The sequence below is a fragment of the Streptomyces sp. AA1529 genome, assembly GCF_000280905.1.
Classification (GTDB): Bacteria; Actinomycetota; Actinomycetes; order Streptomycetales; family Streptomycetaceae; genus Streptomyces.
This window is the reverse complement of the sequence record NZ_ALAP01000038.1, coordinates 127,749-140,034: the sequence shown is the minus strand read 5'-3', so window position 1 is coordinate 140,034 and position 12,286 is coordinate 127,749. Positions and strand designations below refer to the sequence as shown.

Genomic DNA, 12,286 nt, shown 5'->3' with positions numbered 1-12,286 from the left:
CCTCCGCGGCGTCCGCGGCACGAGCGGCGGCGAGTTCGGCGCTGGCGTGCCGGTCGGCCAGCTCCCGGGCGCGCTCGCCGCTGCGCGCGGCCGCGTCCCGGGCGGAGTCGAACGCGGCGACCGCGCTCTTCTCCGCGTCGCCGGCCGCCAGCGCGGCGCGCGCCGGGTCGGACTCCGGGTCGCTGTCGTCGAGCCAGCCGGCCCGGACGGCCTGCTCCATCTCCGCTTCCACCTCGGCGCGGCGCTGCCGCAGGTGTTCGGCCTCGCTGCGGGCGCGCTCCCCCTCGGTGGCGGCTCCGGTGGCGTCCCGGTGCGCGGCCTCGCTCTCGTGCTGCAGCGCGGCGGAGCGCTCCTCCTGCTCACCGGCGATGCGTTCGCTGTCCCGGGCCGCGGTGTTGAGGGCGCCCACCAGCGCTCCGGCGGCCCGGGCGCGGGCCTCCAGCGCGGGCGCGGCGTCCCGTTCGGCCTCCTGGATGGCGGCGGCCACCCGGGCCGAGCGGTCGGCGGCCGTCCGGTGTGCGAGCACGGTCTCGGCCGCCTGCCAGGCGGAGTGCAGGGTGCGGGCCTCGCTCAGTTCACGCTTGTGCGCCGCCCCCGACTTCTCCGCGGCCGCCAGCGCCAGCGAGGCGTGCCGGTAGGCCAGTTCGGCGGCGGTCCGGGAGGCGCGGGTGCGCGCGTCCTCGGCGCCCGTCACCGACTCCTGCGCCTGCTGGAGCTGCTCGGCCAGCTCGGCGGCGCGGCCCCGCTCCCGGGAGCCGCGCGCCGCGAGGCGGCGGGCCAGCTGCCGGGTGCGGCGCTCGGCCCCGGCGTGGATCTCCCGGGCCCTGGCCCGGGCCTCGGCGGCCTCGGTGATGCGGTGCAGATGCTCCAGGGAACCGGCGGTGAAGTCGCGCTCGGCCGTCAGCTCGGCGCGGCGGCCGAGCTTGTGCGCGAAGCCGTGCACGAGGTCGGCGAGCCCGTCGGTGTCGCGGGTGTCGGTGACGGCGCGCAGCAGCAGGTCGGTGAAGTCCGAGTCGTTCTTGACGGCGAACAGTCCGGCGGCCTCGCCCTCGTCGGCGTTCATCTCGCGCTGGTAGCGGAAGAGTTCGGGGTCGAGGCCGAGCGTGGTCAGGTGCTCGTTCCAGCGTTCGTGGATCTCCTCCCAGGCCACGTCCAGGTTCGGGTACGCCTTGCCGGTCTCGGCCAGGACGTCGCGGAAGCCCTTCATGGTGCGCCGTCTGCCGCGTGCCGAGGAGGCGCCCTCGGCGCGCGGCCGCAGCGCCGCGGACTCGGCGACCGGGAGGGAGTCCAGGGACAGGCCGGGGCCCGGCCGGAAGGAGTACCACGCCTCGGCGAACTTGCGCGGGTCGCCGGAGACCTGGCGGCCGCGCCACTCGCTGACCTTGCCGACGACGACGGTCTCGCCGGTCCTGGTGTGCTGCCACTCCAGCGCGACGTGTCCGCAGTCGTCGGCGAGCAGGAACTTGCGCAGCACACCCGAGCTGGCGCCGCCCAGGGTGTTGCGGTGGCCGGGCAGCATCACCGAGAAGATCAGCTTGAGCAGGACGGACTTGCCGCCGCCGTTCTCCAGGAAGAGCACCCCGGCGGGAGCGGGCCGGCGCGGCGGGCCCTGCGGCTCCTCCTCGAAGAAGTCCGCCTGCGCCGGTGCGGGGCTGGGCACCGGCTCGCCCACCCCGCGCAGGTCCAGCACGGTGTCGGCGTAGCGCGCACCGGCGGGCCCGATGGAGTAGAGGCGGATCCGGGACAGCTCGTACATGGCGGCGGGGCTCTCGTTGGTGGGGCGGGCGGTGCCCGAAGGGGCGGGGCGGGTCAGGAGTGGAAGGGCAGTCCGGCGTCCGGAACCAGATCCGGATCGTCGTCCTGGGGCGGCAGCAGGCTGGCCGTGCCGTCCGAGACGGGTACGACGCCCAGTTCCAGCAGTTCGGCCATGGCGGCGCTGCCCGCCATGTCGCGGACCTGCAGCTGGTAGCGCGCGGTGGTGCGGTAGGTGCCGCCCGCGTCGTCCCCGGTGCGCTGGAGGAACCCGGAGTCGGCGAGGAAGGTGACGGCCTTGGCGATGATGCCGGTGGTGGAACCGGCGAGCCGCCGCGCGTCCTTGGTGGCGCCGGTCGCGCTGCGCCGGGCGTAGACCCGCCAGGCGGCCTCCAGTCCGGGAGCGTCGGTCGCCGGGTCGGTGTTCTCGCCGTCGGCCTCGGCGCGCTCCTCCAGCCTGCGGCACGCCTGCCGCACGAAGGAGTCGACGCCGTTGACGCTGATCCGGCCGATGTACCCGTCGTCGGCCAGGTCCTCCGGCCGCGGGAAGGCCATCGCGGCGCAGGCCAGATGGGCGAGGCCGTGCAGGAAGCGGTCCGCCGAGTCGGCGCCGGCCCGGCGCGCGTAGTCGCCCATGCGGACGGCGAAGACGGAGTCCTCGGCGGCGGCCAGCGCCATGCCGGCCCGGGTGGAGACCTCCAGCACGACCAGTCCCAGTCCGGTGGCCACGGCGTCGGCCAGCCGCGCGAAGGGCGGCTCGTCGCGGTAGCGGCGCAGGAGTTCGGTGTACTCGGCATCCCGGGCGGGCGCCAGCTTCGGTTGCAGGCCGAAGGAGACCAGGCGGGCCGCGTCGGCCGCGTCCGCGGGGGTCACCCGCGGCGTCGGCGCGGTGTCGGCGTGCCCGTCGGCGTGCTCGGGCTCCGGCGCGGGGTCAGTCATGGTCGCTCCAGTTCACAAGGGTGCCGGGCCGGGCAGCGGCGGGCAGCGGGCTCACGCGGCCTCCGTCCGGTCCGCGGCCATGCCCGCCGCGTCCAGCAGGGCCGTGCCCACGATCAGGTCGGCTCCGCCGAACTCGGGATCGTCGAGCTGCTCCCCGTCGTCGACGGCGAACAGCAGCCGCTGTTCGCCCTGCCGGTAGGCCGTGCCCACCGGTGGGCTCGCGGCGTGGACGGCGAGGAGGGCGATCAGATACGGCAGCTCCGGATCGCGTCGACGGGCGTCGGCCAGCAGGCCGGACAGCCGCCGGGGCGCGTCCGGCGGCAGCTCCAGCAGCTCGGTGGCCGCCGCGAACTGCTCCTCGCTGAAGCGGCTGTCGTCGGGGGTGGCGACCAGGTCGGGCTCGGGCATCTCGGCGCCGAGGTGCTCGCGCGGCGCCGGCGGGGTCAGCAGCAGGTCGGTGAGGTCGCCCAGCCGCACGGTGCCGGGCGTGCGCAGCCCGGCACCCCGGGCGAAGAAGGCGTCGGTCACCCGGGCCGCCTCCGACAGCGCCAGCGGCAGCACGGGCGCCAGGAGCTGGCCGTGGAGATCGAGTCCGGCGCGGGCCGCGGGCGGCGCGAAGGACTGCCGGTCCTGTTCGGCGCGGAAGAGCGGGCCGGCCTCCAGCAGCCGGGACTGCAGCTGGGTGTGGCGGCGGATGCAGTCCTTGACGATGTCGACCAGTTCGGCGGCGCGGCGCTTGTGGTCCGGTCCCCGTTCGGCGGCGGCCTCGTCGCGGGCCTTGCGGATGTTGGTGAGGATGGCGTTCTCGTGGCGGTAGCGGTCGGCGACGTGGTCGAGGGCTTCGTTGATCATGTCGGGGACGGCGCTCAGCCAGTCGACGGCCCGCACGTCGCGCCGGGTGGCCTCCAGGGTGCGCCGCAGCGTCTCCGCGTACTGGACCGTGCGGTAGCGGGCCTGTTCCGCGGCGAGCTGGGCGTCGGCGAGCCGGCCGCGGCTGACGAGGACCTCCAGCTTGACCTCGGCGGCGATCTGGGCGCTGGTGACATCCGTGTCCAGGGCGCCGACCAGGACGTTGACGGCCTCGTCGGTGGTGCGCAGATACACGCTGCCGCCGGGGCCCGGCACCTCTTCGACGAGCTTGAAGTCGTAGTCCCGGCGCACGTAGCTGCCGTCCGGGCCGAACGTGCCGTAGACGGCGCGGAAACCGCGGTCCACACTGCCGACGTTGATCATGTTCTCCAGCACCCAGCGGGCCACGCGTTCGTGCTCGGCGGTGGCGCGCCCGGGTGCCTGCGCCGCGACTCGCGGCAGCAGCTTGGCGACGACCTGGTCGTGGTCGGCGCCGGTGTCGAAGTCCATCTGGAGCGTGACCAGGTCGATGGCGGCCAGCGCCAGCTCGGCCATCTCGTAGGCGCGGTACTCGCCCGCGAGATTGGCCTTGCGGGTGTCGAGGTCGTGCAGCGGCGCGGTGCAGGCGAGCGCGCGCAGGCGGCGGGCCAGGCCCTCGTCGGCCGCGGGGCCGGGAGCCGGGGAGGGTGCGGCCGCACCGGTCCGTACCGGGGTGCTCGTCGTGGTGGCGCTCTCAGTCACGACGCACACATTATGCGGTCCCCCCGACAGGATCCGAAACGGCACGGTTGTCACGGTCCGGGCGGTTGCCGCACGCCGCGCGGCGGCCCGGCCCGGACGGCCCCGCCGGTGCCGCGCGGCGGCGCCGGCACCGGATCAGCCCAGCCGGCGGGCGTACGCCTCCGCGAGCTGCCGCCGGGAGTCGTCGAGGTAGTCGGCGAGCAGCAGCTCCGCACCCGGCCCGTCGCCGTCCCGGAGGGTGCGCAGGATCTGCTCGTTGCGCGGCAGGTAGGGCTCGTGGAAGCGGCGCGGGTCGTCCATCACCTGGAATACCAGCCGCAGTTCGGCCAGCACCCCACGCATCATCTCATCCGTCCGCGGGCTGCCGGCGAGCTGCACGAGGCCCTGGTGGAAGCGCATGTTGGCGGTCCCCAGGTCGCGCCACCGGTGCGCGGCCGCCGCGTCCCGCCCGGCCGCGACCGCCGCCGCCATCGCCGCAAGGGCCTCCTGCGGGCAGGGCGGCCCGGCCGGTTCGCGCAGCGCGGCGCACTCCAGGAGGCGGCGCACCCGGTAGAGGTCCGCCAGGTCCTCGACGGTGAGCTTGCGCACGAACATGCCCCGGTTGAGCTCGTGCACCAGCAGCCGCTCGTGGGTGAGCAGCCGGAAGGCCTCGCGCAGGGTGTTGCGGGACACCCCGAGCGCGCCGCCGATGTCCTCCTCCGCGAGCCGCATGCCCGGCAGGAAGCCGCCCTCGATGATCCGGGCGCGCAGGATGCCCGCGACCCGCTCCGCCGTGCTGGTGCGCTCCAACAGCTCACGTTCGGAGCGGAGTTGGTCCAGCACGTGATCGCTCATGGGGAAAGTGAACCGCACCGGCCGAAAGGGGACAACACGGGGGCGCCGGACCGGTCGGGTGCGCGACCGGCCGGCGGGCGCCGCGGGTCAGCCCGGCGGCGGGGTGCCGTAGCCGCCGCCACCGGGGGTGCGCAGCACCAGCACGTCCCCCGCCGCGAGTTCCGCCGTGTCGCACCCGGCCAGCGGGGTGCGGGTGCCGTCGGCGCGCTCCACCGCGTTGTCCCCGAGCGCGCCCGGCGAGCCGCCCGCCATGCCGTAGGGCGGCACCCGCCGGTGGCCGGTCAGCAGGGCCACGGTGACCGGTTCGAGGAAGCGCAGCCGCCGCACCACGCCGTCGCCGCCGTGCCGGCGTCCGGCGCCTCCGCTGCCGCGGCGGATGTGGAAGTCCTCCACCCGCACCGGACAGCAGGACTCCAGCACCTCGGGGTCGGTGAGCCGCGAGTTGGTCATGTGCGTCTGGACCGCGTCGGCACCGTCGAACCCCTCCCCCGCGCCCGCGCCGCTGGCGACGGTCTCGTAGTACTGGACGCGCGCGTTCCCGAAGGTGAGGTTGTTCATCGTCCCCGAGCCCTCGGCCTGCACGCCCAGCGCCGCGTAGAGCGCGCCGGTGACGGCCTGCGACGTCTCCACGTTGCCCGCGACGGTGGCCGCGGGGCGGACGGGGGCGAGCATCGACCCCGCCGGGATGCGCACCTCCAGCGGGGCCAGGCAGCCGCTGTTGAGCGGGATGTCCTCGGCCAGCAGCGTCCGCAGGACATAGAGCACGGCGGCCCGCACCACGGAGCTGGGCGCGTTGAGGTTGTCCTCGCGCTGCGCCGAGGTGCCGGTGAAGTCGAGCAGTGCGGAGCGGCCGGCCCGGTCCACGGTGACGGCCAGCCTGATCACGGCACCGCTGTCGGTCTCGTACGCGCAGGCGCCGTCGGGCAGTCGGGTGACGAGCCGGCGCACGGATTCCTCCGCGTTGTCCCGCACGTGCTGCATGTACGCCTGCACCACGTCGAGGCCGTACTGCCCGATCGTCGCGCGCAGCTCCGCGATGCCCTTCTCGTTCGCCGCGATCTGGGCGCGCAGGTCGGCGAGGTTGGCGTCCGGGTCCCGGGAGGGGTGGCGGGCGCCGGTGAGCAGCGCACGGGTCTCCTCGGTGCGCAGCCGCCCGTCGCGCACCAGCAGCCAGGTGTCGAACAGCACGCCCTCCTCGTCGACGGTGCGGCTGAAGGCGGGCATCGAGCCGGGCGTCAGGCCGCCGATCTCGGCGTGGTGGCCCCGCGAGGCCACCAGGAAGAGCAGCCGGTCGCCGTCCCGCTCGAAGACGGGGGTCACCACGGTGATGTCCGGCAGATGGGTGCCCCCGTGGTACGGGTCGTTGACGGCGTAGACGTCCCCCGGGCGCATCTCGCCGACCGTGCGCCGCAGCACCTCCTGGACGGTGTCGCCCATGGAGCCCAGGTGCACCGGAATGTGCGGCGCGTTGGCGACGAGGTTGCCCCCCGGGTCGAAGAGCGCGCAGGAGAAGTCGAGCCGCTCCTTGATGTTGACGGAGTGCGCCGTCTTCTCCAGGCTGGCGCCCATCTGTTCGGCGATGGCCATGAAGAGGTTGTTGAAGACCTCGAGCCGGACCGGGTCGACCCCGGTGCCCACCGCCGGCCCCGCCGCCCTGGCCCGGATCCGGGTGAGCACCAGGTGCCCGTGCGGATCGGCCGCGGCCGCCCAGCCCGGTTCCACCACGGTGGTGGCGTCGGGCTCCACCACGACGGCCGGTCCGGACACCCGCTGCCCGGGACGCAGTTCCTCGCGCCGGTGGAGCGGGACGTCCCGCCACCGCCCGCCCGTGAACATGCGCACCACGTCGTGCGGCTGTGCGGCCCCCCTGGCGGATCCGGACGCGGGCGCGGGCGCGGCGACCCGCCCGGCCCTGCCGGTCGCCTCCGCCACCGCGGTGGCGACCACCAGCGGCTTGTCCATGGTGAATCCGTAGCGCGACCGGTGCTGGTCCGCGAAGTCGCGGGCCATCCGCTCCGCGCCGGCCAGCGGGACGGTCAGCGCGGCGTCCGTTCCGGCGTACCGCAGCTGCAGCCGCGCGGTGGTGCCGATCGCCTCGTCGGGGATGCCGTCGTCGCGCAACTCCTCCCGCGTCTGCCGCTCCAGGCGGGCGCACAGGTCGCGGACCCGGGCGAGCCGCTCGGCGCCGAGCTCTTCCTCGACGGACTGCTCCCGCAGCACGGTGGCGTCCGCCACGCCGATCCCGTACGCGGACAGCACTCCGGCCATCGGGGGCACCACCACCGTGCCGATGCCCAGTTCGTCGGCGACCGCGCAGGCGTGCTGCCCGCCCGCGCCGCCGAAGCCGGCCAGCGCGTAGCGGGTGACGTCGTGGCCGCGCTGCACGGAGATCTTCTTGACCGCGTTGGCCATGTTGAGGACGGCGATCTCCAGGAATCCGGCCGCGACCTGCTCGGGGGTGCGGCCGTCGCCGGTCTGCGCGGCGAGCCGCCCGAAGCCCGCGCGGACCTCCGCCACGTCCGGCGGAAGGTCGCCGTCCGGGCCGAGGACGGCGGGGAAGTACGCGGGCTGGATGCGGCCCAGCATCACCTGCGCGTCGGTGACGGTCAGCGGACCGCCGCGGCGATAGCAGGCGGGGCCGGGAGCCGCGCCCGCCGAGTCGGGGCCGACGCGGTAGCGCGCGCCGTCGAAGTGCAGCACCGAGCCGCCCCCGGCCGCCACCGTGTGGATGTCCATCATGGGCGCCCGCATCCGCACCCCGGCCACCTGGGTACCGAACACCCGCTCCAGCGCGCCCGCGTAGTGCGACACGTCGGTGGAGGTGCCGCCCATGTCGAAGCCGATGACCCGCTCCTGTCCGATCTCCGCGCAGCTGCGGGACATGCCCACGACGCCGCCGGCCGGGCCGGAGAGCACGGCGTCCTTGCCCCGGAGGTGCCGTGCCTCCCGCAGCCCGCCGTTGGACTGCATGAACATCAGCCGCACACCGGGCAGCTCGTCCGCCACGTCCGCCACGTAGCGGCTCAGCACGGGCGAGAGGTAGGCGTCGGCGACGGTGGTGTCGCCGCGCGGCACCAGTTTGATCAACGGGCTGACCTCGTGCGAACAGCTCACCTGGGAGAAGCCCGCCGCGCGGGCGAGCCGCGCGACCGCACGTTCGTGCTCGGGATACCGGTAGGCGTGCAGCAGGACGACGGCGGCGCTGCGGAAACCCGCCTCGTGCGCCTCCCGGAGGGCGCGGTCCGCCGCCTCGCGGTCCAGCGGCAGCACCACGGTGCCGTCCGCGCCCAGCCGCTCCGGGATCTCCACGACGCGGTCGTGCAGTGCCTCGGGCAGCACGATGCGGCGGTCGAAGAGGCGGGGCCGGTTCTGGTAGGCGATGGTGAGGGCGTCCCGGAAGCCCCGGGTGATGACCAGGACCGTGGGCTCGCCCGTGCGTTCCAGCAGTGCGTTGGTGGCGACCGTGGTGCCCATCTTGACGACGTCGACCCGGTCCGCCGGGACCGGCTCGTGCGGCGGCACCTCCAGCAGCGCCCGGATGCCGGCCACCGCGGCGTCCCGGCCGGGCCGTGCCGGGTCGTGGGACAGCAGCTTGCGGCTCACGAGCGTGCCGTCGGGCCGTCGGCCGATCACGTCCGTGAACGTTCCGCCCCGGTCCACCCAGAACTCCCAGCGGCCATCCACCCCATCCATGGTGCCCGCGGCCCGCCCGGCCGCAAGGCGGCGAGGCGGCGAGGCCCGGTGCAGCCGCCCGGCCGTGCGGTGCCGAGGGGCGCCCGGGTCAGGCGGGCGGGGTGAGGCGGCCGCGCACGGCGGTCTGGACGCCCGCCTCCTCGGCCGGATCGGCGGCCAGCCTGCGCAGCCGCTCCACGACGCGCGCGTCGCCGGTGGCGGCGTGCTCGGCGGCGACCTCCCGGGTGGTCTCCTCGCAGTCCCACAGGCACTCGATGGCGAACCCGGCGGGGAAGGAGGGGTCGGTGGCGGCGAGGGAGCGGGCGGTGCGCCCGCGCAGCTGGGAGGAGGCGGTCTCCCGGTAGATGTGCCGCAGCACCGGTGCCGCGCAGCCGATGGTCAGCCGGCCGGCGCCGTCCACCAGCGGCCACAGTGCCGGGCTGTCGGGTCCTTCCAGGCGGATGGTGTGGCGCAGCGCCGCCAGGACGGTTTCGGCGTCCTGCTCACCGCCCCGGCAGGCCAGCATCTCGGCGGCGACGGTGGCGAGCCCGGGCGGCAGGGCGCCCTCGGGCGCGGCGGCCCACCGGCGGGCGCGCTCCAGCGCGGCCAGGGACCGCATCCGGGCGAAGGCGGAGGTGGCGGCGTCGGCGACGGTCTCGGCCGGGTCGGCGGCGGCCTCCTCGACGAGGTCGAGGATGTCGGGGTCGTTGCGGTCGGCCAGGTGCCGCAGTGCGGCGGCCCGCGCGGCCTCGTGGGGTCCGCGCGCCGCGGCCAGCAGCAGCGGGCGGTCCTCGGGCCCGGCCACGGCGGACAGGCAGCGGGCGGCGGGGGCCTCGCGGTGCTGGCGGGGGTGCTGGTCGTGGCCGTCCTGCGCCCAGTCCAGGATCTCCCGCACGCTCCAGCCGGGACGCGGTCCCGGGCTGCGGAGCTGGCGCTGCCAGCGGTCGAAGGAGCGGCACTCCCGGGCCCGGCGCAGCCGCTCGGCCTGCTCGGGATGCGCGGGGTCCTCCGCCCACAGCCGCCAGGGGCGGGGTTCGAAGGCGTCACGCGCGGCCTCGGCGAGCTCGGCGTCGCCCTCCGGGGTGCGGGGGAAGCGGGCCAGCACGGCCGGGCCCAGGGGGCGCAGCCCGGCGTCGGTGTCCCGTACGGCGAGCTCGTCCAGCGCCCACTGCCAGTTGGCGCCGGTGGTGGCATAGCGGCGCAGCAGCCGCAGTGGAGCGTTGTCCTGCGGGTTCCCGCGGTTCCCGCCCCGGGCCGCCGCGTAGGAGGCGAGGTGGCCGAGGACGGAGAGGGCGAGCCCGGTGCGGCTCTCGGCCTCTTCGGGGGCGCAGAGCAGGTCCGCGGGGTCGAAGAGGTGCGCGGCGATGTCGTCGAGCCCGGCGTCCAGCTCGCTGTGCAGCCGGGCGTAGTACAGCGAGCGGTGCTCGATCTGCCAGTCCCGCCTGGGGTCGTGCAGCACACAGTGCCGTAGCGCGCCGAGCGCCTCGGCGCGCGGTGCGGCGAGCGCGTGCAGCGTTCCGTCGCCGCGGCCCCTCTGGAGGAGGCCGAGCAGCGTACCGCTGGGCGCTATGTCTGAATCGACGGAATCGACGAACATAAGAGTCAGCATCCGGTGCGGGGTATTCGACTGGCAACGGGATTTCCGTTGCCGGGCATTCTTGCCGGTGACCGCGGTTCTACTCCTGGGTTTCACCTTTCGGAGCGGGGACACCCGGCCGGCAGCCGGAGCTTACCCGGAGTGACGCATTCCGCCGAGCCGGGTGGCGCGCGGCACCCGGACCGGACCGCCGGCCCGGGCCCCGGGCCGTCTACCGGGACATATGACGGCAGCACCACCGCATCGAGTGTGGCCGAATCCCTTACGGGGAGTCGCGAGCTGTGTCACAGTCGTAATCGACTCTCCCCCCGTATCGGAGTTCTCCATGGCCTCCCACCTCCATGCGGACCGCTCCGCACCGCAGCCCCCGGACCGCGGCACGCTGGACGCTCTGATCACCCAGGCACGCACCCTGCGGGGGCGCCTCGACGCCGTGCGCCGGGACGCGGACGAGGAGGGCGAACCGGACCCGGAGGCCGCCGGAGCGGATCCGCGCACGCGGTGGCGGCGCGCACTGTGCGAGTTGGCCGTGCACCAGCTCGACGACCTGGGCAGCCAGCTCGACCAGTTACGGGAGGGCATGCCCCCCGACACGCCCCGGGCCTGGCCGTCCGCCGACCAGCCGCCCGGAGCGGCCGCGGCGGACACCCCGGGCGCCGCCTACCCTGCGGCACGGCCCTCCGGAGAGCCCGCGCCCTCCCGGCGCGACCGGGTGGGCAGCGCCGAGTGGAACCTGCTGACGGACGAGGTGTCCTGGTCGCCGGAGCTGTACGGGATCTTCGGCAGGACCGGGCGGGACGGTCCGCTCTCGCTGGACGAACTGCCCTCCTGGGTGGACCCCGAGGACCAGCCCGCGCTCGCCACCGCGTTCACCGACTGCCTGGTGGACGGCAAGGCCATCGACCAGGAGTTCCGGCTGGTACGGCCGGACGGCTCCGTGGGCACGGTCCACATGGTCGGCGAGCCGGTGCTCGACGATGACGGGAGCACCGCGTCCATGTGGGCGGTGGTGCGGGACGTCAGCGCACTGCGCCGCAGCGAGCACACGGTGCGTCAGACCCGGGACTCGGTCCAGCACCAGCGGCACCTCGCCCGGACCGAGCACCGGCTGGCCGTCGAACTCCAGGAGGCCGTGCTGCCGCCCTGGCGCGGCTCGCTGCGGTTCCCGCAGGGCGACGACCGGACCGGCGCGCTCGATCTGGCAGCGCACTACCTGCCCTCCGCGTCCAGCTCGCTGATCGGCGGCGACTGGTACGACGCGATGGAACTGCCCGGCGGAGCGACGCTGCTGACGGCCGGCGACCTGACGGGGCACGGTGTCACCGCGACCTCGGGCATGGCCATGCTGCTGGGTGCCGTCCGCGGAATGGCGCTGGCCGGTGTCGGGCCGGGGGCGCTGATGGAGCATCTGAACCAGCTCTTGGACTCGACCGCCCAGCCGTCCCTGGGCAGCGCCCTGTGCTGCCGGTACGAGCCGCGTGCCCGCACCCTCACCTGGGCGCAGGCCGGCCACCCGGCGCCGCTGCTGTTCCGGGGCGGGGTGGGCAGTGTGCTGCCCCGCCCGGAGGGCGTGCTGCTGGGCGTCACCTCGGGTGCCGCCTATGGGCAGCGCACCGCGGAGCTGCAACCGGGCGATCTGCTGGTGCTGCACACCGACGGGCTGGCACCCGACGACCCGGTCCGGCCCTCCGGGCCCGGGCCCCGGTCGGCCGCTTCCGCTCCGCACGCGGGCGGCGCCCGCCTCCTGGCCCTCGCCGACCGGTTCACCGCGGCGCGCTCCGCACAGGAGTGCGTCCGGACCGTCGCCGAAGCGTTCGCCGACCGGGAGCGCGAGGACGACGCGTGCGTGCTGGTGGCCCGGGTGACGTCCTGACGGGCGGCGCCGCTCCCGACGGCCACATC

6 protein-coding genes and 1 pseudogene are annotated in these 12,286 nt (G+C 75.4%); 1 reads left to right on the top strand and 6 read right to left on the bottom strand.

The window, feature by feature from the left end; genetic code table 11:
• The 6 genes and pseudogenes from A949_RS0111960 to A949_RS0111935 all read right to left on the bottom strand — a co-directional run.
• Nucleotides 1-1,756: pseudogene (locus A949_RS0111960) on the bottom strand (hypothetical protein); the annotation flags it as partial.
• Between the two features lie 53 nt (nt 1,757-1,809).
• Nucleotides 1,810-2,691 (bottom strand): hypothetical protein, encoded by an 882-nt coding sequence (locus tag A949_RS0111955; RefSeq protein ID WP_019356249.1) that lies wholly within the window; start codon nt 2,689-2,691, stop codon nt 1,810-1,812.
• A 51-nt stretch (nt 2,692-2,742) separates the two neighbouring features.
• Nucleotides 2,743-4,281, bottom strand: coding sequence for a hypothetical protein (locus tag A949_RS0111950; RefSeq protein ID WP_019356248.1), 1,539 nt, complete (start codon nt 4,279-4,281; stop codon nt 2,743-2,745).
• A gap of 135 nt (nt 4,282-4,416) precedes the next feature.
• Nucleotides 4,417-5,115, bottom strand: a complete 699-nt coding sequence (locus A949_RS0111945; protein WP_026004571.1) for a GntR family transcriptional regulator — start codon at nt 5,113-5,115, stop codon at nt 4,417-4,419.
• An 87-nt stretch (nt 5,116-5,202) separates the two neighbouring features.
• A complete protein-coding gene (locus A949_RS0111940) occupies nt 5,203-8,808 on the bottom strand; it encodes a hydantoinase B/oxoprolinase family protein (protein ID WP_443332992.1) in 3,606 nt (1,201 codons plus the stop codon).
• Between the two features lie 88 nt (nt 8,809-8,896).
• Nucleotides 8,897-10,384 (bottom strand): hypothetical protein, encoded by a 1,488-nt coding sequence (locus A949_RS0111935; protein WP_019356245.1) that lies wholly within the window; start codon nt 10,382-10,384, stop codon nt 8,897-8,899.
• A 325-nt stretch (nt 10,385-10,709) separates the two neighbouring features.
• Between A949_RS0111935 and A949_RS0111930 the strand changes: the two genes are divergently transcribed.
• On the top strand, nt 10,710-12,257 hold the full coding sequence (locus tag A949_RS0111930; RefSeq protein WP_019356244.1) for a PP2C family protein-serine/threonine phosphatase: 1,548 nt from the start codon (nt 10,710-10,712) through the stop codon (nt 12,255-12,257).
• The last annotated feature ends 29 nt before the right edge of the window (nt 12,258-12,286 follow it).

Excerpts from the sequence above, each read along its gene's own strand:
- A949_RS0111935 (WP_019356245.1), bottom strand. The coding sequence starts at position 10,384 with ATGTTCGTCGATTCCGTCGATTCAGACATAGCGCCCAGCGGTACGCTG.
- A949_RS0111940 (WP_443332992.1), bottom strand. The coding sequence starts at position 8,808 with ATGGATGGGGTGGATGGCCGCTGGGAGTTCTGGGTGGACCGGGGCGGA.
- A949_RS0111945 (WP_026004571.1), bottom strand. The coding sequence starts at position 5,115 with ATGAGCGATCACGTGCTGGACCAACTCCGCTCCGAACGTGAGCTGTTG.
- A949_RS0111930 (WP_019356244.1), top strand. The coding sequence starts at position 10,710 with ATGGCCTCCCACCTCCATGCGGACCGCTCCGCACCGCAGCCCCCGGAC.
- A949_RS0111955 (WP_019356249.1), bottom strand. The coding sequence starts at position 2,691 with ATGACTGACCCCGCGCCGGAGCCCGAGCACGCCGACGGGCACGCCGAC.